This window comes from Micrococcaceae bacterium Sec5.7, from assembly GCA_039636785.1.
In the GTDB taxonomy this organism is placed as follows: domain Bacteria; phylum Actinomycetota; class Actinomycetes; order Actinomycetales; family Micrococcaceae; genus Arthrobacter.
In genome coordinates, this window is record CP144169.1 from 2,752,897 (window position 1) to 2,773,877 (window position 20,981).

The 20,981-nt window shown below is 61.6% G+C and carries 31 protein-coding genes; 1 reads left to right on the top strand and 30 read right to left on the bottom strand.

Going from position 1 to position 20,981, the window contains the following annotated elements:
- Positions 1-40: 40 nt before the first annotated feature.
- Positions 41-1,270 (bottom strand): alkaline phosphatase family protein, encoded by a 1,230-nt coding sequence (locus V3C33_13060; GenBank protein XAS66419.1) that lies wholly within the window; start codon positions 1,268-1,270, stop codon positions 41-43.
- Between the two features lie 199 nt (positions 1,271-1,469).
- On the opposite strand from V3C33_13060, the gene V3C33_13065 reads away from it, so the two are divergent.
- Positions 1,470-2,333, top strand: coding sequence for a hypothetical protein (locus tag V3C33_13065; protein XAS66420.1), 864 nt, complete (start codon positions 1,470-1,472; stop codon positions 2,331-2,333).
- A gap of 1,073 nt (positions 2,334-3,406) precedes the next feature.
- On the opposite strand, the gene V3C33_13070 is transcribed toward V3C33_13065, so the two are convergent.
- From V3C33_13070 to rplD, 29 genes are all read right to left on the bottom strand, one after another.
- Positions 3,407-4,297 carry a tRNA pseudouridine synthase A gene (locus V3C33_13070; GenBank protein XAS66421.1) on the bottom strand — a complete coding sequence of 297 codons (891 nt, stop codon included), beginning with the start codon at positions 4,295-4,297 and terminating at the stop codon, positions 3,407-3,409.
- A 31-nt stretch (positions 4,298-4,328) separates the two neighbouring features.
- Positions 4,329-4,865 (bottom strand): 50S ribosomal protein L17, encoded by a 537-nt coding sequence (rplQ, locus tag V3C33_13075; protein ID XAS66422.1) that lies wholly within the window; start codon positions 4,863-4,865, stop codon positions 4,329-4,331.
- Positions 4,866-4,942: 77 nt separating this feature from the next.
- Positions 4,943-5,953, bottom strand: a complete 1,011-nt coding sequence (locus V3C33_13080; protein ID XAS66423.1) for a DNA-directed RNA polymerase subunit alpha — start codon at positions 5,951-5,953, stop codon at positions 4,943-4,945.
- 132 nt (positions 5,954-6,085) lie between these two features.
- On the bottom strand, positions 6,086-6,487 hold the full coding sequence (gene rpsK / locus V3C33_13085; protein ID XAS66424.1) for a 30S ribosomal protein S11: 402 nt from the start codon (positions 6,485-6,487) through the stop codon (positions 6,086-6,088).
- 44 nt (positions 6,488-6,531) lie between these two features.
- Entirely contained in the window at positions 6,532-6,909 is a 378-nt protein-coding gene (gene rpsM, locus V3C33_13090; GenBank protein ID XAS66425.1) for a 30S ribosomal protein S13, read from the bottom strand.
- Between the two features lie 175 nt (positions 6,910-7,084).
- Positions 7,085-7,198, bottom strand: coding sequence for a 50S ribosomal protein L36 (gene rpmJ, locus V3C33_13095; GenBank protein XAS66426.1), 114 nt, complete (start codon positions 7,196-7,198; stop codon positions 7,085-7,087).
- A 70-nt stretch (positions 7,199-7,268) separates the two neighbouring features.
- A complete protein-coding gene (infA, locus tag V3C33_13100; protein ID XAS66427.1) occupies positions 7,269-7,490 on the bottom strand; it encodes a translation initiation factor IF-1 in 222 nt (73 codons plus the stop codon).
- 167 nt (positions 7,491-7,657) lie between these two features.
- Positions 7,658-8,680: a P1 family peptidase gene (locus V3C33_13105; protein ID XAS66428.1), complete on the bottom strand. Its 1,023-nt coding sequence runs from the start codon at positions 8,678-8,680 to the stop codon at positions 7,658-7,660.
- A 163-nt stretch (positions 8,681-8,843) separates the two neighbouring features.
- Complete coding sequence (gene map, locus V3C33_13110) at positions 8,844-9,671, bottom strand: type I methionyl aminopeptidase (protein XAS66429.1); 828 nt, start codon at positions 9,669-9,671, stop codon at positions 8,844-8,846.
- 120 nt (positions 9,672-9,791) lie between these two features.
- A complete protein-coding gene (locus V3C33_13115; protein ID XAS69738.1) occupies positions 9,792-10,361 on the bottom strand; it encodes an adenylate kinase in 570 nt (189 codons plus the stop codon).
- A 5-nt stretch (positions 10,362-10,366) separates the two neighbouring features.
- A complete protein-coding gene (gene secY / locus V3C33_13120) occupies positions 10,367-11,677 on the bottom strand; it encodes a preprotein translocase subunit SecY (protein XAS66430.1) in 1,311 nt (436 codons plus the stop codon).
- A 183-nt stretch (positions 11,678-11,860) separates the two neighbouring features.
- A complete protein-coding gene (gene rplO, locus V3C33_13125) occupies positions 11,861-12,355 on the bottom strand; it encodes a 50S ribosomal protein L15 (GenBank protein XAS66431.1) in 495 nt (164 codons plus the stop codon).
- Positions 12,356-12,562, bottom strand: a complete 207-nt coding sequence (rpmD, locus tag V3C33_13130) for a 50S ribosomal protein L30 (GenBank protein ID XAS66432.1) — start codon at positions 12,560-12,562, stop codon at positions 12,356-12,358.
- A 2-nt stretch (positions 12,563-12,564) separates the two neighbouring features.
- Positions 12,565-13,296, bottom strand: a complete 732-nt coding sequence (gene rpsE, locus V3C33_13135; protein ID XAS66433.1) for a 30S ribosomal protein S5 — start codon at positions 13,294-13,296, stop codon at positions 12,565-12,567.
- Positions 13,293-13,676 carry a 50S ribosomal protein L18 gene (gene rplR, locus V3C33_13140; GenBank protein XAS66434.1) on the bottom strand — a complete coding sequence of 128 codons (384 nt, stop codon included), beginning with the start codon at positions 13,674-13,676 and terminating at the stop codon, positions 13,293-13,295. The genes rpsE and rplR overlap by 4 nt, the downstream gene beginning before the upstream one ends.
- Positions 13,677-13,678: 2 nt before the next feature.
- Complete coding sequence (gene rplF / locus V3C33_13145) at positions 13,679-14,215, bottom strand: 50S ribosomal protein L6 (GenBank protein XAS66435.1); 537 nt, start codon at positions 14,213-14,215, stop codon at positions 13,679-13,681.
- An 18-nt stretch (positions 14,216-14,233) separates the two neighbouring features.
- On the bottom strand, positions 14,234-14,632 hold the full coding sequence (gene rpsH, locus V3C33_13150) for a 30S ribosomal protein S8 (protein XAS66436.1): 399 nt from the start codon (positions 14,630-14,632) through the stop codon (positions 14,234-14,236).
- A gap of 75 nt (positions 14,633-14,707) precedes the next feature.
- Entirely contained in the window at positions 14,708-15,289 is a 582-nt protein-coding gene (rplE, locus tag V3C33_13155; protein ID XAS66437.1) for a 50S ribosomal protein L5, read from the bottom strand.
- Positions 15,289-15,648, bottom strand: coding sequence for a 50S ribosomal protein L24 (rplX, locus tag V3C33_13160; GenBank protein XAS66438.1), 360 nt, complete (start codon positions 15,646-15,648; stop codon positions 15,289-15,291). Before rplX ends, rplE begins: the two co-directional genes overlap by 1 nt.
- 3 nt (positions 15,649-15,651) lie before the next feature.
- The gene (rplN, locus tag V3C33_13165) at positions 15,652-16,020 is read right to left on the bottom strand and encodes a 50S ribosomal protein L14 (protein XAS66439.1); all 369 of its coding nucleotides are present in this window, start codon (positions 16,018-16,020) and stop codon (positions 15,652-15,654) included.
- Between the two features lie 562 nt (positions 16,021-16,582).
- Positions 16,583-16,894: a 30S ribosomal protein S17 gene (gene rpsQ / locus V3C33_13170; GenBank protein ID XAS66440.1), complete on the bottom strand. Its 312-nt coding sequence runs from the start codon at positions 16,892-16,894 to the stop codon at positions 16,583-16,585.
- A complete protein-coding gene (gene rpmC / locus V3C33_13175) occupies positions 16,891-17,226 on the bottom strand; it encodes a 50S ribosomal protein L29 (GenBank protein ID XAS66441.1) in 336 nt (111 codons plus the stop codon). The genes rpsQ and rpmC overlap by 4 nt, the downstream gene beginning before the upstream one ends.
- 2 nt (positions 17,227-17,228) lie before the next feature.
- On the bottom strand, positions 17,229-17,645 hold the full coding sequence (gene rplP, locus V3C33_13180; GenBank protein XAS66442.1) for a 50S ribosomal protein L16: 417 nt from the start codon (positions 17,643-17,645) through the stop codon (positions 17,229-17,231).
- A complete protein-coding gene (rpsC, locus tag V3C33_13185) occupies positions 17,646-18,485 on the bottom strand; it encodes a 30S ribosomal protein S3 (GenBank protein ID XAS66443.1) in 840 nt (279 codons plus the stop codon). It lies immediately after the preceding gene.
- Positions 18,486-18,851, bottom strand: a complete 366-nt coding sequence (rplV, locus tag V3C33_13190) for a 50S ribosomal protein L22 (GenBank protein ID XAS66444.1) — start codon at positions 18,849-18,851, stop codon at positions 18,486-18,488.
- 38 nt (positions 18,852-18,889) lie between these two features.
- A complete protein-coding gene (gene rpsS, locus V3C33_13195) occupies positions 18,890-19,171 on the bottom strand; it encodes a 30S ribosomal protein S19 (protein ID XAS66445.1) in 282 nt (93 codons plus the stop codon).
- 12 nt (positions 19,172-19,183) lie between these two features.
- Positions 19,184-20,023: a 50S ribosomal protein L2 gene (gene rplB, locus V3C33_13200; GenBank protein ID XAS66446.1), complete on the bottom strand. Its 840-nt coding sequence runs from the start codon at positions 20,021-20,023 to the stop codon at positions 19,184-19,186.
- A gap of 29 nt (positions 20,024-20,052) precedes the next feature.
- Positions 20,053-20,358, bottom strand: a complete 306-nt coding sequence (gene rplW / locus V3C33_13205; protein ID XAS66447.1) for a 50S ribosomal protein L23 — start codon at positions 20,356-20,358, stop codon at positions 20,053-20,055.
- A complete protein-coding gene (gene rplD, locus V3C33_13210; GenBank protein ID XAS66448.1) occupies positions 20,355-20,978 on the bottom strand; it encodes a 50S ribosomal protein L4 in 624 nt (207 codons plus the stop codon). The genes rplW and rplD overlap by 4 nt, the downstream gene beginning before the upstream one ends.
- Positions 20,979-20,981: the final 3 nt, after the last annotated feature.

The window sequence follows — 20,981 nt, forward strand, 5'->3', positions numbered from 1 at the left end:
CAAGTTCCTGCTCCCCGAGACGCACTCGCGGTCCGCCCGGCTACGGGCGGGCGTTGAAGACGTCCGTCCCGAAGCTGTTCAGCCCGGGTGCCCCGGCGTAGCCCAGACGGGGAAGCGAGAAGATATCCTCGATGCTGGCCAGCAGGCTGAAGTGGTTGTAAGCGGTGTCCGAGGTAGTGCCGGCCGTCGTGAGGGGTGAGAGTACGAGCGCACCGACCCGACCACCGGCGGTGCCTCCGGGCATCCCCGTCGGGCCGGCCGCGTCGCCTTCGGCTTCGTCGAAGGTGATGACCAGCATCCCGTCCTTGTTGAACGCCGGCGAGTCCAGTATGGAAGGGACCTGCTTTTGGAGCCAGGCATCGGCGCTGGCCAGGCCGCCGGGCTGGCCGTCGACGCAGGGGCTGTCGTGGCCGTCGTTGCACAGGTTGGGGGTGATGTAGGACAGGTTCGGCGTGGTCCGGACGGATCCAAGGTCGGCCGCCAGGTTGCTGAAGTCGACAATGTTGCTCGCGCATTCCGGGGAAGACGTGATGGACCTGAAATACACGAACGGGTTGTGGCGGGTCGCGTACTGATCGCCGGCTTTGGCCTTCTGGCTGTCGTCTTTGGCGCCGAGCTCGGGGTGGCGGCAGGGCGTCCCCATGTCCTCCATGTACCCCTTCCAGGTCTTCCCGGCCGGACTCAGCTGGCCGGGCAGGGTCGGCATGGACGCCGGATAAACGCAGCCGGTGCCCTGCACCTGCCCGGCCGCCGCCGTTCCCGTAGGCGTCAACGGTGCGTAGGTCGGACAATCGTCGCGGTTCATGGCATTGGATCCCTGCCCTGAAATCTGGGCGATGTAATCAGGGGCGGAATGGTGAGCCGTGCCGTAGTAGTGCGTCAGCAGCACACCCCGGGCCCGGAGCGTTCGGGAAAGGTAGGGCGCCTCTGAGCCCGGCCCCCACACCGCGTCGTATCCCTTGTTTTCCAAATTGATGACGAAGACATGCTCCGGGATCGTTCCTGACGGCCCCTTCTGGGACCCGGTTCCGGGTGCCGCACCCACAGACGGCTGAGGGGAGCCGGACCCGGGTGCCGCGCCCGCAGACGACAGCTGGGACCCGGTTCCGGACTGGGACGTGGCGGCCTTGGATGCGCCGGGCGTGGTCGGCGGCCCCGATTGGCATCCTGCGAGGCCGACCGCGACGACAAGGGTGAACGCCACCGCCAGTGGTTGCCACGCTCTCCAGCGGCTGCGGCCAGCCGGTCGCGTTGCGTCGGTGCTGTACATCGATAACACCTTCCCGTCGAGAGAACGCCCGGCGGCCCCAACGTCACGGCCGTTACAGATGCGCTGACAGGGTGTCCTGCCTAGCCCAGACATGTCCCTCACCCAAACATGACGGCGCATGGGCGCAGCGTCAAGCTACCGAGGCATACTCACGGCCAGCTCTCAGGGTGTGTCAAGAATCCGATGACAGAGTTCGACCATGGAAACCACACCACCGAACCTGCGCAGCGGCTCGTCCCTGCGGCTGCTGAACAAAGTACCCGAGGTCACTGTCTACTTCTGGGTCATCAAGGTCCTGTGCACCACGGTGGGTGAAACCGCCGCGGACTACCTCAACACCAACCTGGATCTTGGCCTGGAGGGGACCGGCCTGCTGATGGCCGCCCTCCTCGCGGCGGCGCTGGTCGTCCAGTTCCGCGCACGGAAGTATGTTCCCGGGATCTACTGGCTGGCCGTTGTCCTGATCAGCGTGGTCGGGACCCTTCTCACCGACTTCCTGACGGACACCCTGAACGTGCCGTTGAAAGTGTCCACCCTCATTTTCGCCGTGGCCCTGGCAGCCACCTTCGGCGCCTGGTTCGCCGTTGAGCGGACCCTGTCGATCCACGCCATCACCACTTCGCGCCGGGAGGGCTTCTACTGGCTCGCCATCCTCTTCACCTTTGCCCTCGGCACCGCCGCCGGTGACCTCGTCGCAGAGCGCTTCGACGTCGGCTACTGGCCCTCCGCCATGCTCTTCGCTGCCGCCATCGCCGCCATCGCCCTCTCCCGCTACGGTCTGCGGCTGAACGCGGTGCTGGCTTTCTGGGGCGCCTACATTCTGACCCGGCCCCTCGGCGCGTCACTGGGCGATTTCCTCTCCCAGTCCCCCGACGACGGCGGGCTGGGTCTGGGCACCACAGGCACCAGCGTCACCTTCCTCGCCGTCGTCCTGGTCGTCGTCGTATACCTGACACTGACACGGAAAGACGCCGCCGAGAAGCGCCACCCTGATGGGGAACAGAATCCGCTCGACGAGGATGCAGGCGACCGAGTCGAAAATGACACCGTTGCGCTTCACTGACAGAGCGTGCTGATCCTCAGCTCCGTCGCGGCAAAGTGGCTGCTCGTGGGGGCGGATCGCCGCCGGGGAGCAGCCGTTGTGGACTTCGTTCATCTGGCGCAATGAGGTGGTGGACACATTCATCGAAATGGTTACCGCGCCGTGGTTCGCCCGGGCCGCCGCCGGCACACCGGCGCTGGTGTAGTAGCGGGCGCTCTGTGACGACTGCAAAAACTACTGAGAAACGGGGTCTGGTAGTAATGGAACGGGACCGTGCGCTAAATGTGGCGTGAGCCGTCAAGTCGGGTTTGGGGCGCCGGCGGCACCAGGAAATGCATTCCGACCTTGGCCGAAGGAACGCTCGCCGGGTTCCTGGACGAAGCGGGAGTTCGAAATGTCGTGGGAAAGGTCGAATCAATTTTCCCCGACAACGTCGTGACACTCGGGAAAAGACCGCATCCATGACCGTATCCGTGCCATCACACCCATAAGAGAACGAGTCATCGACGGCGTCAGCACCGCAGAAAAGGACGTTGCCGGGCCAAAGCTAGGGGCGTGGGCCCGGACGCTGCCCCTACCCTATGGTGCACCCCAGACCGGAATTTTCGGCTTCGACTGATCATGTGTGCTCCGCCGTTGGCAAGGAGACCTCTGGTGTCCCCGGGGACGTTGACTAGCCCGGCCTCAGCGCCAGGGCTCCGCGCGGTAGGTCGGGTGTGAGCAAAAGAGTTTTGTCGGATTCCTACAACGACCCGAGAGCCTCCCACATCGTTGGAACTGGGACGCCGCGTCTGCGTGGTAGTCAAGGGCGCATCTTGGCCGGTGATTTCTCTGTGGATTCATGTAAGGGTCCTATTAGGTCATGTCCGCCTGGCCAACGCGCTTGATGCAGGGCCGCGGACCGGTGCACGGATCATGCTAAAGACAGCTTCAAGAAGCGTCAGTCAAGGCGTGAGTCACACCGGTCCATGTCCTAATACGATCATCACCGTCAAGATGCCCGCCCGTCCGGCGAATTGGGGGTGGGCTCAAATCAGACGGCCAAAGCGGTCCCGACCAGATTGACATTCTCAGCTGACAGCCGTCAGCAGGCGTTACATCCGTCTGGCCCGGGTCAGTTCGGCCCGCGCGAGCATTTCGTGAACGGACGGGTATGCCACTTCCTCCAGCACCAGCGGGTGCGGCGCGGCCAGCACCGACTTGGCATCGCGCTTCTTGGCCAGCAGCCGCTCGTGCAGCCAGCCCGTCTCCTCCACGCCTTCGCCCACAAACAAGGCAGCGCCCACCAGAGAGCGCACCATGTTGTGGCAGAACGCGTCAGCCTGGACAGTGGCAACAATCACGCCGTCGGTGCCGCGCGCAAACTCAAAACGCTGCAGCTCGCGGATGGTGGTGGCACCCGCGCGCGGCTTGCAGTAGGACAGGAAATTCTGCAGCCCCAGGAGCTGCGACGCACCCTTGTTCAGCAGGTCAACATCCAGCTCTTCCTTGTGCCAGAGCGTTGAATACCTGCCCAGCGGATCCCACAGGGCAGGCCCGTCCGCAATGCGGTAGCTGTAGCGGCGCCAGAGCGCCGAGAAGCGGGCGTCGAAGCCTTCCGGCGCCAGACCCACCCTGTGCACTTCCACGGCGCCTGTCAGGTCACCCAGCCCCCTGCTCAGGGCCCCCCGCAGCCGGCGCAACAGCGCCGCAGCCGGATCGAGCTCCGCTCCCCTGTTCAATCCCAGCCACTCGGTCTCCGTGAGATCCAGGTGCACCACCTGGCCGCGGGCGTGCACCCCGGCGTCTGTGCGCCCGGCCACCGTCACCCTCACGGGTCGCCGGATCAGCAGTGCCAGCGCAGCCTCCAGGACTCCCTGGACCGTCCGCAAACGTGGCTGGATCCCCCACCCGTTGAACGGGCCGCCGTCGTACGCGAGATCCAGCCGGACACGCAAAAACCCGCCGCCCCCCAAAACGAGGGCAGCGGGTTTTTGGTCACTCATAGACTCAAGTCTATGCGAAGGTTTCAGCGAATTACTTCGCGTCCTTTGCAGACTCAGCGGCGGCGTCCTCAGCGGCCGGAGCCTCTTCGGTTTCAGCTGCTTCGGCTTCGGTTTCGACAGGCTCAGCCACCGTGGCGGATTCCTCGGCAACCGGAGCGGCCTTTTCAGCAGCCGTCGTGGCTTCGGCTACAACAGCCTGCTTGGCGGAAACCGGCTCAAGAACCAGCTCGATGACAGCCATGGGAGCGTTGTCGCCCTTGCGGTTGCCGATCTTGGTGATGCGGGTGTAGCCACCGTCGCGGTTTTCCACTGCCTGTGCAATGTCGGTGAACAGCTCGTGGACAATGCCCTTGTTGCTGATCAGACCGAGTACACGACGGCGGGAAGACAGGTCGCCGCGCTTGGCGAAAGTCACCAGACGCTCTGCGTACGGCTTCAGCCGCTTGGCCTTGGTCACCGTGGTGGTGATCCGCTTGTGCTCGAACAGTGCGGCTGCCAGGTTCGCGAGCATAAGACGCTCGTGAGCCGCTCCGCCTCCGAGGCGCGGACCCTTAGCGGGTGTAGGCATAATAGTTTCTCCTCATATGGAAGCCGGTGGGCTGCGCACACCATGGTGCATCCAGCCCGCCAGCCAAGATCTGTTTGTTAGAGTTCGTCGTCGCCGAAAGCGGCGTCGTCCTCTTCAATTGCTGCGGCGCGTGCTGCGAGGTCAAACCCGGGAGGCGAGTCCTTGAGGGACAGGCCCAGTTCAACCAGCTTTGCCTTGACCTCGTCAATGGACTTCGCACCGAAGTTACGGATGTCCATCAGGTCAGCCTCGGAGCGGGCAACGAGTTCACCCACGGTGTGGATGCCCTCACGCTTGAGGCAGTTGTAGGAACGGACGGTGAGGTCCAGATCCTCGATCGGCAGTGCCATGTCCGCTGCCAGGGCAGCGTCCGTCGGCGACGGGCCAATCTCGATACCTTCAGCTGCGGTGTTCAGCTCGCGGGCCAGACCGAACAGTTCCACCAGGGTGGTACCTGCCGAAGCAACGGCATCGCGCGGGGCGATGGCCTGCTTGGTCTCAACGTCGACAATGAGCTTGTCGAAGTCAGTGCGCTGCTCAACACGGGTTGCTTCCACGCGGAAAGTAACCTTCAGCACCGGCGAGTAGATCGAGTCGACCGGAATGCGGCCGATCTCGGAATCGCCGGACTTGTTCTGAGCTGCCGAAACGTAGCCGCGGCCGCGCTCGATGGTCAGTTCGAGTTCGAACTTGCCCTTCGAGTTCAGCGTGGCAATGTGCAGATCCGGGTTGTGGAATTCGACGCCGGCCGGCGGAGCGATGTCCGCGGCGGTGACGATTCCGGGTCCCTGCTTGCGCAGGTAGGCAACAACCGGCTCATCGTGCTCGGAGGACACGGACAGGCTCTTGATGTTCAGGATGATCTCAGTGACATCTTCCTTCACACCCGGAACCGTGGTGAACTCGTGCAGCACGCCATCGATCCGGATGCTGGTTACGGCAGCACCGGGGATGGAGGAGAGCAGGGTACGGCGGAGGGAGTTTCCGAGCGTGTAGCCGAAGCCCGGTTCCAGCGGTTCAATGATGAAACGCGAGCGGTTTTCGGAGACGACCTCTTCGGAGAGGGTGGGGCGCTGTGCAATGAGCACTTAGGTTTCCTTTCGGCGAGCATCCGCTATATGACGCAACACAGGTGGTGGAAAGTTCGGTCTGAAGACTTAACGCGGCTGGGCTTGCCCGGACCAGTGACGGTCCGGGCAAGCTCCTGCTGCGGAAAAGGCTTAGACGCGGCGGCGCTTCGGCGGACGGCAGCCGTTGTGCGCTGCGGGGGTGACGTCCTGGATGGAGCCGACCTCGAGGCCAGCGGCCTGCAGCGAGCGGATTGCGGTCTCGCGTCCGGATCCCGGTCCCTTGACGAAAACGTCAACCTTGCGCATGCCGTGCTCCTGCGCACGCTTGGCAGCAGCTTCGGCAGCCATCTGGGCAGCAAACGGGGTGGACTTACGTGAGCCCTTGAAGCCAACCTCGCCTGAGGAAGCCCAGGAGATGACAGCACCGTTCGGATCCGTGATGGAAACGATGGTGTTGTTGAACGTGCTCTTGATGTGCGCCTGGCCAAGCGCGATATTCTTTTTGTCCTTCTTACGCGGCTTGCGAACCGCGCCACGAGTCTTCGGGGGCATTATTTCTCCTACAGAAAGTTACGGGGGTAAGCGGGACGCTATTTCTAGCGTGCGGCTTTCTTCTTGCCGGCGACGGTACGCTTCGGGCCCTTGCGGGTACGGGCGTTGGTCTTCGTACGCTGTCCGCGTACTGGCAGGCCCTTGCGGTGACGCAGGCCTTCGTAGCTGCCGATTTCCACCTTGCGGCGGATATCTGCTGCTACTTCGCGGCGAAGGTCACCCTCAACCTTGTAGTTGACCTCGATGTAGTCACGCAGCTGGACCAGTTCGGCATCGCTGAGGTCCTTAACGCGGACGTCAGCGCTGATGCCGGTGGCAGCCAGGGTTTCGTGTGCACGGGTCTTGCCCACGCCGTAGATGTAAGTAAGCGCAATTTCCAACCGCTTTTCGCGGGGAATGTCTACGCCAGCGAGACGAGCCATAGTGGCAGTGCTCCTTGAATAAACCGGAGGTCGTAGGCAGTACACCCGCACTTTCAGTGCGGCCCCAGCCTCCGACCGGGGGTTAGCTGTCCGGGCTCATACGTCCCAATTCAGCTTGTGCTGCCTTTTATTTACTTGCGTGGGTTAGCAACCCAGGATTTCCCGAAGAGGGAAATTAGCCCTGGCGCTGCTTGTGGCGCGGGTTCTCGCAGATCACCATGACCCGGCCATTACGGCGGATCACTTTGCACTTTTCGCAGATCTGCTTGACGCTCGGCTTGACCTTCATGGCATTCCTTTGCGTGTTGCAGTTGGTCAACTGGACCGGCCTTCGGCAATTGCTCTGGCCGCCCAGGTGTTTACTTGTAGCGGTAGACGATACGACCACGAGTGAGGTCGTACGGGCTCAGTTCCACCACTACCCGGTCCTCAGGGAGGATTCGAATGTAGTGCTGGCGCATCTTCCCTGAGATGTGTGCCAGAACGATGTGCTTGTTGGTGAGCTCAACGCGAAACATCGCATTGGGCAGCGCCTCAGTCACAACGCCCTCGATCTCAATGACCCCGTCCTTCTTGGCCATACCCTCCGCTAACTGTTGTTGCCACAGCCCTCCGGTTGGCACCGGTCATGACTGCGAACGTTTTTTGATTGATTGGCTGGTGCCTCCAGGCCACAAAAGGGCGTGGAAGGGCAGACAACCAACATGCAACACTACTACACCGGTGTGTATTTACGAAATCCTACAGACTAACCTACAGAGTCCCCGTACGCAGCAAATTCCCCGGCCGGAGTGCTGACACTCACCGCGCTGGCGATCCCGTCCAGGATGGCCAGACGCACGACGTGGGCTGCCGCACTCTGCAGGGTAATGAGACTCACCTGCCGGGCAGCTTCCGTGCTGCGGTCCACCGCAACCTCCCCGGTAGCCAGACAAAACACCGTGTCCCCATCAGCCAAGGTATGGCTCGGATTCAATGCCCGAGCCAGTCCCGCATGCGCAGCCGAGGCAGTCCTCTTGCATTCAGCAGCATCAAGCACGGCATTCGTAGCAACCACCACAAGCGTGGTGTTGAGCGGCTGGTGATCGGGGTTGTCCTGCCGCTGATTGGGTTTGTCGAAATCAACCGGCGTCCCGAGAAGCTGGTCGACCTGAGGCTGCCGCTGATCGAGCTTGTCGAAATCACCGAACGGTAGTCCCAGCGCATTGACGACAGCGATGGCACCCACCACCACCGGCCCGTCGGGGGAGATGTTCTCCAGGGTGATGGATGCGGTTCCCACTCCCCCTTTGAACTTGCCCCGGCCGATCACGGCTCCGGTGCCGGCGCCCACATTGCCGCGTCCGACGTCGGCCTTCTCACCGGACGCTGCAGCGGCCGCCGCGGCCGCGTACCCCAGGTTCTGGTCCGGGCGGGCAGCGAAGTCGCCGCCCCTTCCCAGGTCAAAAATGGCAGCGGCCGGAACGATGGGCACCACACCGCCAGGGACGACGAACCCCCTGCCGTTCTCCTCGCACCAGCGCTGAGCCCCGTGCGCGGAGACCAGCCCGTACGCGCTGCCGCCGGTGAGCACCACGGCATCAACGGTGGAAACAAGCGTGGTGGGGTCCAGGGCGTCGGTCTCGTGCGTGCCCGGGCCGCCGCCGCGGACATCAACGGATCCCACGGTGCCGGCCGGCGGGAGCACCACCGTCACACCACTAAGCCAGCCGTCGCCGGACTTCTGGGCATGGCCCACTTGGATTCCGGTCACATCGGTAATGGCTGCCATGAACCCATTGTGCTCCTCAGGCATCTCTTCCGGGGTCCAAAACCAACGTTGTGCCTGCTGGTGGCCGCTGCCGTTCCTGCCTGCCGACGCGCAAAATCCCCGGCGACGCTGAATTTCCAGTGTCGTCAGGGATTTTTCGTGTCGCCGGGAAGTTTGCGCTTCTTCAGGGGATCGGGACGGGGACCACGCCCAGCGGCGCAAGCCGCTCCGCACCGCCGTCGGGCGCTGAAAGCACCCAGATGCCACCGTCATGCACGGCCACGGAGTGCTCCCATTGGCACGAGCGCTTGCCGTCTGTGGTGACAACAGTCCAATCATCGTCCAGCACAGCGGTTTCGATGCTGCCGCGGACCAGCATGGGCTCGATCGCCAGGCAGAGTCCCGGGCGGATCTTGGGGCCACGGTGGGTGGTGCGGTAATTCAGGACGTCCGGTGCCATGTGCATCTCCGAACCGATCCCGTGGCCCACGTAGTCTTCCAGGATGCCCAGCGGCTTGCCCTGTACCGAGGCAACGTAGTCGTCCACGGCGGCGCCGATGTCTCCCACGAACCTGCCGGTGGCCAGCGCGGCGATGCCGTGCCACATGGCGGTCTCCGTGACGTCGGAGAGTCGCTGGTCTTCGGGATCGGCCGAGCCCACAATCACTGTGCGGGCCGAGTCCGAATGCCAGCCGTCCACAATCGCGCCGCCGTCGATCGAGATGATGTCGCCGTCCTGCAGCACGCGGCCGCCGGGGATCCCGTGCACCACTTCCTCGTTGACGGAAGTGCAGACGGTGGCCGGAAAGCCGTGGTAGCCGAGGAAGTTGGATTTGGCGCCGGCCTCGTTGAGCACAGCGGCGAAGGCATCGTCCAGCTGCCTGGTAGTGACGCCCGGGGCAGCCGCTGCCACCGCGGCGTCCAGGGCGCGGCTCAGGACGAGTCCGGCTTCATGCATGGTGCGCATCTGGGCGTTTGTTTTGTATTCAATCCGGGGCTGGCCGAATGCCATCTGCAGGGTCCTTTCAACGGTGCCGCCGCTGGCTATTTGTGCGGGAGGTCCGCGTACGGCGGCTAAATGGCTGAGGCTCCTCCCGGCAAGCGGGAGGAGCCTCGTAGCTCAATGCCTGGATCAGGCGGTCTGGGCCGCCTTGATTGCCTGCATCACGCGGTCGGTGACTTCATCGATGCCGCCGATGCCGTCAACCTGAGTAAGGATGCCCCGCTCGGCGTATTTGGCCACCACGGTTTCCGTCTGCTCGTGGTAGAGGTCAAGGCGGTGCCGGATGACGCTTTCGTTGTCATCGCTGCGGCCGGTTTCCTTCGCCCGGCCAAGCAGGCGCGAAACGAGTTCTTCGTCGTCGGCAGTCAGCTGCAGGACGACGTCGAGCTTCTGTTCGCCGGAGGCAAGGATCTCGTCGAGGTAGTCAACCTGCGCGGTGGTACGCGGGTAACCGTCCAGGAGGAAGCCGTTTTCGACGTCCTCCTCCTGGAGCCGGTCGCGGACCATCTTGTTGGTGACGCTGTCAGGAACAAAGTCGCCGGCGTCCATGTACTTCTTGGCTTCTATGCCGAGGCGGGTTTCGCCCTTGACGTTGGCCCGGAAGATATCCCCCGTGGAGATCGCAACAACGCCGAGGCGTTCCGAAATGCGTTCCGCCTGGGTGCCCTTGCCGGAGCCGGGAGGTCCAATAATCAACATTCTCGTCATCGCAAAAGCCCTTCGTAGTGACGTTGCTGTAGCTGCGCGTCAATCTGCTTGACGGTTTCCAAGCCAACGCCCACCATGATCAGGATCGAGGTGCCACCGAACGGGAAGTTCTGGTTTGCGTTGATCAGCACGAGCGCTACCAGCGGAATCAGTGCCACGAAGCCCAGGTACAGGGCGCCGGGCAGCGTGATCCGGGCAAGGACGTACTGCAGGTAGTCCGCGGTCGGCTTGCCGGCACGGATACCCGGGATAAAGCCGCCGTACTTCTTCATGTTGTCCGAGACCTCTTCAGGGTTGAAGGTGATCGCGACATAGAAGTAAGTGAAGAAAACAATCATGGCGAAGTAGAGCGCCATGTAGATGGGGTGGTCACCGCGGGTCAGGTTGTTGTTGATCCACTCAACCCACGGCTGGAGCTGCTCGCCGGCCTTGGGCTGGTTGAACTGCGAGATCAGCCCGGGCAGGTAAAGCATGGACGAGGCAAAGATGACCGGAATGACGCCGGCCATGTTCACCTTGATGGGGATGTAGGTGCTGGTGCCGCCCACCGTGCGGCGTCCGATCATTCGCTTCGCATACTGCACCGGAATCCTGCGCTGGGACTGCTCAACGAACACAACGAGTGCAACGGTCAGCAGGCCCACGGCGAGGACCAGAAAGAACGTTCCCGGGCCCTGTGACGTCCAGATAGCCCCCAGGGACTTGGGGAATCCAGCAGCGATCGCCGTGAAGATGAGCAGCGACATGCCGTTGCCCACACCCTTTTCCGTGACGAGCTCGCCCATCCACATGATCAGGCCGGTACCCGCGGTCAACGTGATGATGACCAGGATGGTGGTGATGATGCTTGTGTCGGGGATGATCGGCAGCTGGCAGTTGGGCAGCAACTGTCCGGAACGAGCCAGCGACACCAGCGTCGTGGCGTTCAGCAGACCAAGGGCAATGGTTAGGTAACGCGTGTACTGCGTCAGCTTGGACTGCCCTGAGGCGCCCTCGTCATGGAGCTCCTGGAACCGGGGAATGACCACCCGGAGCAGCTGCACAATGATGCTTGCCGTGATGTAGGGCATGATCCCCAAGGCGAAGATCGACACCTGCAGCAACGCGCCGCCGCTGAACAGGTTAACGAGCTGGTAGATGCCGCCTGAGGTCTGACCGTTTTGCAAGCATTGCTGGACATTCTGGAAGCTCACACCAGGCGAGGGAATGAACGCACCCAAGCGGAAGATTGTGATGATTCCCAGCGTGAACAACAACTTGCGTCGCAGATCAGGCGTGCGAAAGGCCCGGCCAAATGCGCTAAGCAAGCGTCCTCCTGAATTGTCATAAGAGTTGTGTGTGCAGGTCAATAAAACCCAACAACAGAGTCTAACGGTTGGATGTGCTCTGCGAACAATCGAAGGGGTCGCGGAATTGAAAAACTCCCGGTACACAGGGCCTGAGCCCCGCGGACCGGGAGTTTATACAACGGGCATGCGCCCCACCGTCTCTTAGAGAGCGGTAGTGGTTCCGCCTGCTGCAGCAATCTTTTCTGCGGCGCTGGCCGAGAATGCGTGGACGGTGACATCCACCTTGACGGTGATGTCGCCGGTGCCAAGCACCTTGACGGGCTGGTTCTTGCGAACGGCACCCTTTTCGACCAGGTTTTCCACGGTGACTGTGCCACCTTCCGGGAACAGCTCGTTGAGCTTGTCCAGGTTTACAACCTGGAACTCAACCCGGAACGGGTTCTTGAAACCGCGCAGCTTCGGAAGGCGCATGTGCAGCGGCAACTGGCCGCCGGCAAAGCCAGCCTTGATCTGGTAACGGGCCTTCGTACCCTTGGTACCGCGACCGGCGGTCTTACCCTTGGAACCTTCACCACGACCAACACGGGTCTTGGCGGTTTTGGCACCCGGGGCGGGACGCAGGTGGTGAACCTTCAGTGCGTTCTGCTTCTCAGCAGTGGCGCCCTGTGCCTTTTCGGCGGTGTTCTTCTCTGCCATTTACTTCGCCTCCTCTACCTTTACCAGGTGCGGAACCGTGTTGAGCATTCCAACGGTCACGGCATCGGCGGTGCGGACAACGGTGTGTCCGATCCGCTTCAGGCCGAGGGACCGCAGGGTGTCGCGCTGGTTCTGCTTGCCGCCAATGGCGGACTTGATCTGAGTGATCTCCAACTGTGAGTCGGAGGGAATCAGGTTCTTAGCCATTGCTAGACACCTGCCTTCTGGTTCAGAATTGCACGAACCATGGCCGGCGGAGCAACCTCGTCCAGCGGCAGGCCGCGGCGTGCTGCCACTGCTGCCGGCTCTTCGAGACGCTTCAGCGCATCAACGGTCGCGTGAACGATGTTGATGGCGTTGGAGGAACCGAGGGACTTGGAGAGGATGTCGTGGATGCCCACGCATTCCAGTACGGCGCGGACCGGGCCACCGGCGATAACGCCGGTACCGGCAGAAGCCGGACGCAGCATTACGACGCCTGCAGCGGCCTCACCCTGTACACGGTGGGGAATGGTGCTGCCGATGCGGGGAACGCGGAAGAAGGACTTCTTGGCTTCTTCAACACCCTTCGCGATTGCGGCAGGCACTTCCTTTGCCTTTCCGTAGCCAACGCCGACCATACCGTTGCCGTCACCGACGACGACGAGGGCGGTGAAGCTGAAGCGACGACCACCCTTGACGACCTTGGAAACACGGTTGATGGTTACGACGCGCTCTACGAACTGGCTCTTCTCGGCTTCACGGCCACCATCGCGGCCACCACGGCCACCACGGTCTCCGCGGCCCTGGCCCTTGTCGCCACGCTCGCCACGACGAGCGCCACCACGGCGGTCATCAGCGGCTGCGGCGGGCGCAGTGGTCTCAGTTGCCTCAGCAGCTACAGCTTCAGGCGCCTTTTCTTCAGCAGACACAGTGTCCTTTTCCTTGTTTGCTTCGGTCACAGTGACAGCCCGCCTTCACGTGCGCCGTCAGCGACGGCGGCGATCCGGCCGTGGTACTTGTTACCACCGCGGTCGAAGACAACAGCTTCGATACCGGCAGCCTTCGCACGCTCGGCAACCAGCTCGCCAACGCGCTTGGCCTTGGCAGTCTTGTCACCGTCGAATGCACGAAGGTCGGCTTCCAGTGTGGACGCGCTCGCTACGGTGAGGCCCTTGGTGTCATCGACAACCTGGACGAATACGTGGCGTGCGGAGCGGTTGACGACCAGACGAGGACGTACAGCCGTTCCGGAGATGCGCTTGCGGATACGAAGCTGGCGGCGGCTGCGTGCAGCAGACTTGCTCTTGTTCGTACGCTTCTTGTTAATTGCGATGGCCATGGTTACTTACCAGCCTTTCCGACCTTGCGGCGGATGACTTCGCCGGCGTAGCGAATGCCCTTGCCCTTATAGGGGTCGGGCTTGCGCAGCTTGCGAATATTGGCAGCAACTTCGCCGACCTGCTGCTTGTTGATGCCTGAAACAGAGAGCTTGGTCGGGGTCTCTACTGCAAAGGTGATGCCAACCGGAGCGGAGACATTTACCGGGTGGCTGTAGCCGAGAGCGAACTCAAGGTCAGATCCCTTGGCCTGAACGCGGTAACCGGTACCGACGATTTCAAGCTTCTTCTCATAGCCCTGGGTAACGCCCTGGATCATGTTGGAGATCAGGGTGCGGGTCAGGCCGTGGAGCGAACGGGAGGCGCGCTCGTCGTTCGGGCGGGCGACGGTCAGGGTGCCTTCTTCCAGGGATACCTCGATCGGGCTGGCCACAATGTGGCTCAGCTCGCCTTTGGAACCCTTGACGCTGACGACAGAGCCGTCAACCTTGACCTCAACGCCGGCAGGAACGGTGATGGGGAGACGTCCAATACGTGACATTTTTCTCTTCCTTTCCCGTTACCAGACGTAGGCGAGGACTTCCCCACCCACGCCCTTCTTGCCGGCTTGCTTATCAGTCAAGAGCCCGGAAGAGGTGGACAGGATTGCGACACCCAGGCCACCAAGTACGTGCGGCAGGTTGGTGGACTTTGCGTAAACGCGCAGTCCCGGCTTGGAAATACGACGAACGCCAGCGATTGAACGCTCGCGGTTCGGACCGAACTTGAGCTCGAGGGTCAGCTTCTTGCCAACCTCCGCGTCTTCTTCTTTCCAGGAGGCGATGTAACCTTCAGCCTTCAGGATGTCGGCAACGCGTGCCTTGAGCTTGCTGTACGGCATAGTCACGGACTCGTGGTATGCCGAGTTGGCGTTGCGCAGACGCGTAAGCATATCTGCGACTGGATCTGTCATAGTCATGTGGGCTTTTGCCCTTCCTCATAACGGTTTCCGCGATGCCTTCAGTGACAACGCCGGACCTTTTACGTAGCTAGATTAAGCTTCGGTCTTGAACGGGAAACCAAGCGCCTTGAGCAGCGCGCGGCCTTCGTCGTCGGTCTTGGCGGTGGTGACAACCGTGATGTCCATGCCGCGTACGCGGTCGATGGAATCCTGGTCGATCTCGTGGAACATAACCTGTTCGGTCAGACCGAAGGTGTAGTTGCCGTTGCCATCGAACTGCTTGCCACTGAGGCCGCGGAAGTCACGGATACGCGGCAGAGCCAGCGTTACCAGACGGTCCACGAATTCCCACATGCGGTCTCCACGCAGTGTTGCGTGTGCGCCGATGGGCATGCCTTCGCGCAGCTTGAACTGCGCGATCGACTTACGGGCCTTGGTTACCTGCGGCTTCTGGCCGGTGATCAGGGTCAGATCGCGGACAGCGCCGTCGATCAGCTTGGAGTCCTTGGCGGCATCTCCAACACCCATGTTCACAACAACCTTGACCAGACGGGGAACCTGGTTAACGTTCTCGTACTTGAATTCCTCAACCAGCGTGGCCTTGATGGAATCCGCATACTTGGTCTTCAGACGAGGAACGATCTTGCTTGCCGGAGTCTCGAGAGTCTCAGTCATTAGATGTCCTTCCCGGAGCTCTTGGCCACGCGGACACGCACTTCACGCTTCACGCCATCGCGCTCAACAGTCTCGGTGCGGAAACCGACGCGGGTGGGCTTCTTGGTGGACGGGTCAACCAGAGCCACGTTGGAGATGTGTACCGATGCCTCAACGACCTCGATGCCACCGGTCTTGGTGCCGCGCTGCGACTGACCGACCTTGGTGTGCTTGGTCACGCGGTTAATGCCTTCAACCAACACGCGGTTGGTTTCGGGGAATACGCGCAGAACCTTGCCCTGCTTGCCACGGTCGCCGCCGCGCTCAGCCTTGGCGCCAGTGATGACCTGAACCAGGTCACCCTTTTTGATCTTAGCCATGGACTAAAGCACCTCCGGAGCCAGAGAAACGATCTTCATGAACTTCTTGTCACGAAGTTCACGACCAACCGGTCCGAAGATGCGGGTACCGCGGGGGTCACCGTCAGCCTTCAGGATCACAGCTGCGTTCTCGTCAAACTTGATGTAGGAACCATCCGCACGGCGGCGTTCCTTCTTGGTACGGACGATGACAGCCTTGACTACATCGCCCTTCTTTACATTGCCGCCCGGAATTGCGTCCTTGACGGTGGCGACGATGACGTCGCCAATGCCTGCGTAGCGACGGCCAGATCCACCGAGAACGCGAATGGTAAGGATTTCCTTAGCACCCGTGTTGTCGGCGACCTTGAGTCGCGACTCCTGCTGAATCACTATTTACTCCTTGCGTCGCGCTGGTTCTCAGACCGAAAATCTTCCTACGGAATGAGCCTTGCGGAACGGTTGATCGGGGTGTCTCTTGACCTGCCTGGATTTTGCCAGGCCAGGCCTAAACGCCAGTGCCAAAAACATTTGCTTCCCAGGCCAAAATGACGCGAGGGGGCACTATGCCGTGGCACGATTGTTTACGAGGTAGATGACAGCGCACAAACGGCGCCATACAAACTCAATATCCTAGCATATTTCTGCGCCATTTCTTTATCACAGCAGCCCGCCCGGCTGCGACAGCCCAGGGCATCTCGACGAAAGCGTCCGACGACGGCGTCACCCACCGCAGTCTTTTAGCCCGCCTCAGGCGCGTTCCCCCGGAAACCCGGCCCGCCGCCGTCGGACTCGCCGCAAGAGTCTGCGCCCGGTGACGCGGGGCGCCGGAACAGGACCCGGCACAGTGCCAGGAACAGGCCCACGGAACAGTTCCCTGCGCATTCCCCCCGGAAACGCGGAAACCCCCGTTCCCAAAGGGAACGGGGGTTTCCGGACAGCGAAGCTGCAGGTGTTACTTGGCCTTTTCGAGAATCTCAACCAGACGCCACCGCTTGGTAGCGGACAGCGGGCGGGTCTCGGCGATGAGTACGAGGTCGCCGATGCCGGCGCCGTTCTCTTCGTCGTGAGCCTTGATCTTCGAAGTGCGGCGGATGACCTTGCCGTACAGAGCGTGCTTCACGCGGTCTTCAACCTGAACAACGATGGTTTTTTCCATCTTGTCAGAGACAACGTAGCCGCGACGCGTCTTACGGTAACCGCGCTGCTCAGCCGTAGCTTCCGCAGCAGAAACAGTTTCCGTCACGTTCTCGTCCTTTTCACTCACTTGGCGTCCTCCTCGGTCTCAGCTTCGGCAGGCTTTTCAGCCTTCTCAGCCTGGGCTGCGGACTTCTTGGACTTCTTTTCTTCCTTGGCTTCCACAACCGGTGCGGCAACCTCGGCACGAATGCCCAGTTCGCGCTCACGGAGAACGGTGTAAATGCGTGCGATGTCCTTCTTTACCGCGCGCAGACGACCGTGATTCTCCAGCTGACCGGTGGCGGACTGGAAACGCAGGTTGAACAGCTCTTCCTTGGACTTGCGGAGCTCCTCAACGAGACGCTCGTTGTCGAAACCGTCCAGCTGTACGGTTGCGAGATCCTTAGACCCTACTGACATTTCTATTCACCACCTTCGCGACGCAGAATGCGTGCCTTCAACGGGAGCTTGTGGATTGCCAGGCGCAGTGCCTCGCGAGCTACCGATTCTTCGACACCGGAGATCTCAAAGAGAACCCGGCCCGGCTTGACGTTTGAGACCCACCATTCCGGAGAACCCTTACCGGAACCCATGCGGGTTTCGGCCGGCTTCTTCGTCAGCGGACGGTCCGGGTAAATGTTGATCCAGACCTTACCGCCACGCTTGATGTGGCGGGTCATCGCAATACGTGCAGATTCGATCTGACGGTTGGTTACGTAGGCCGGGCTCAGAGCCTGGATGCCGTATTCACCGAACGAGACCTTGGTGCCGCCCGTAGCAGCGCCGGAACGACCCGGGTGGTGCTGCTTACGGTGCTTGACTCGACGTGGGATAAGCATTTAAGCCTGTCCTCCTTCTACTGCCGGTGCAGCTGCCTCAACTGCCGGAGCCTCTGCAGCAACAGGTGCTGCTTCGGCGGCCGGACGGTCGGTACGACGACGGCGGTCTCCGCCGCGGTCAGCGCCACCCGGGCGACCCGGGCGGTCGCTGGCACCACGGCCACGGGACGGAGCAGTAGCTGCCTGCTGAGCCAGTTCCTTGGCAGTGACGTCGCCCTTGTAGATCCAGACCTTCACGCCGATGCGGCCGAAGGTGGTCTTGGCCTCGTAGAAGCCGTAGTCGATGTTCGCACGGAGGGTGTGCAGGGGCACACGGCCTTCGCGGTAGAACTCCGAGCGGGACATTTCTGCGCCACCCAGTCGACCCGAGCAAGCGATACGGATGCCCTTGGCACCTGCACGCTGTGCGGACTGCATGGCCTTCTTCATCGCACGGCGGAAAGCCACGCGGGAAGTCAGCTGCTCAGCAACGCCCTGGGCAACAAGCTGTGCTTCCATCTCGGGGTTCTTGACCTCGAGGATGTTCAGCTGGACCTGCTTGCCGGTGAGCTTTTCGAGCTCGCCGCGGATGCGGTCTGCTTCTGCACCGCGGCGGCCGATAACGATGCCCGGACGTGCCGTGTGGATATCCACGCGGACACGGTCACGGGTGCGCTCGATTTCAACCTTGGCGATGCCGGCGCGCTCCATGCCGACAGACATAAGCTGGCGGATACGGATGTCTTCGCGGACGAAGTCCTTGTACCGCTGGCCCGGCTTGGTGCTGTCAGCAAACCAGTGCGATACGTGATCGGTGGTGATGCCGAGTCGGAACCCGTGCGGGTTAACTTTCTGTCCCACTTAGCGAGCCTCCTCTTTCTCAGGTGTAGCGACTACCACAGTGATGTGGCTGGTGCGCTTCTTGATCTGAAATGCACGACCCTGGGCACGCGGCTGGAACCGCTTCATGGTCGGGCCTTCATCAACATACATTTCGCTGATGATGAGGTCGCTTTCGTCAAACGAAACGCCGTCGCGGTCCGCGAGGGACCGGGCGTTTGCGATTGCCGACTGAACTACCTTGAATACCGGCTCCGAAGCTGCCTGTGGGGCAAACTTCAGAATTGCCAGAGCCTCATTCGCTTGCTTACCACGAACAAGGTTGACGACGCGCCGGGCCTTCATAGGCGTTACGCGGATATGACGCGCAATTGCCTTGGCTTCCATTGCTTTCCTTCTCTCGTCTAAGACGTAAGTGCAGGCGCCTAGCGGCGCTTGCCCTTACGGTCGTCCTTAACATGGCCGCGGAATGTCCGCGTGGGAGCGAATTCGCCGAGCTTGTGCCCGACCATCGACTCGGTGACAAACACCGGGATGTGCTTGCGTCCGTCGTGCACGGCGATCGTGTGTCCGAGCATGTCGGGGATGATCATCGAGCGGCGGGACCAGGTCTTAATGACGTTCTTGGTGCCCTTTTCGTTTTCCCTGGCTACCTTCACAAAGAGGTGCTGGTCAACGAAAGGACCTTTTTTCAGGCTGCGTGGCATGTGTCCGGGCTCCTATCGCTTGTTCTTGCCAGTACGACGGCGACGAACAATAAGCTTGTCGCTCTCTTTGTTGGGTCGGCGGGTACGGCCTTCCCGCTTACCGTTCGGGTTGACGGGGTGACGGCCACCTGAAGTCTTGCCCTCACCACCACCGTGCGGGTGATCAACCGGGTTCATGGCGACACCACGGACGGTCGGGCGAACGCCCTTCCACCGCATACGGCCGGCCTTACCCCAGTTAATGTTCGACTGCTCAGCGTTGCCGACCTCGCCGACAGTAGCGCGGCAGCGCACGTCAACGTTGCGGATTTCGCCGGAAGGCAGACGCAGCTGGGCGAAACGGCCTTCCTTTGCAACGAGCTGAACAGATGCGCCAGCGGAGCGGCCCATCTTGGCGCCGCCACCCGGACGCAGTTCGACTGCGTGGATTACGGTACCAACCGGGATGTTGCGCAGCGGCAGGTTGTTGCCAGGCTTGATATCAGCGTTGGCACCTGCCTCTACGAAGTCACCCTGGGAGAGCTTGTTCGGGGCGATGATGTAACGCTTGGTGCCATCAACGTAGTGCAGGAGGGCGATGCGAGCCGTACGGTTCGGATCGTACTCAATCTCGGCAACGCGGGCGTTGACGCCATCTTTGTCGTGACGACGGAAGTCGATCAGACGGTATGCGCGCTTGTGCCCACCACCCTTGTGACGGGTTGTGATCTTACCGGTGTTGTTACGGCCGCCCTTTTTGGGCAACGGACGTACCAACGACTTTTCCGGAGTCGAACGCGTGATTTCGGTGAAGTCAGCTACGCTCGAGCCACGACGGCCCGGGGTAGTCGGCTTGTACTTACGGATTCCCATAATTTATTTCCTCGTTAAAGTGGTCTCCGCTACGCGAGCGGACCGCCGAAGATGTCGATAGTGCCTTCTTTGAGGGAGACAATCGCACGCTTGGTGTTCTTGCGGGTTCCCCATCCGAATTTGGTGCGCTTACGCTTACCGGCACGGTTGATGGTGTTGATCGATTCGACCTTGACGGAGAAAATTTTCTCCACGGCCAGCTTGATCTCGGTCTTGTTCGAGCGGGGGTCCACCAGGAAGGTGTACTTGCCCTGATCGATCAGGCCGTAGCTTTTTTCCGATACGACGGGTGCAAGCACGACGTCACGCGGGTCTTTGATGGTGGCTGCACTCACTTGGCATCCTCCTCATTCTTTGCCTCTGCCTTGTCAGCAACGAATGCTTCGTAGGCAGCTTTGGTGAAGACAACGTCGTCAGAAACGAGTACGTCATAGGTGTTCAGCTGGTCTGCGTACAGAACGTGAACACCGGCGAGGTTACGCACGGAAAGTGCAGCAACATCGTTGGCGCGCTCAATGACAACGAGCAGGTTCTTGCGCTCGGAAACGCCGCGCAACGTTGACAGTGCATCCTTGACGGACGGCTTGGTGCCGGCCACCAGTTCAGCAACAACGTGGATGCGGCCGTTACGGGCGCGGTCAGAGAGAGCGCCGCGCAGTGCAGCAGCAATCATCTTCTTGGGGGTGCGCTGGCTGTAGTCACGCGGCGTGGGGCCGTGGACAACTCCACCACCGGTCATGTGAGGAGCACGGATTGAACCCTGACGGGCGCGGCCGGTGCCCTTCTGCTTGAACGGCTTGCGGCCTGCACCGGATACTTCGGCGCGGGTCTTGGTCTTGTGGGTACCCTGGCGAGCAGCGGCGAGCTGGGCTACGACGACCTGGTGCAGCAACGGCACGTTGGTCTGAACGTCGAAGATCTCTGCAGGCAGGTCAACCTTGACAGTGCTAGTCATTGA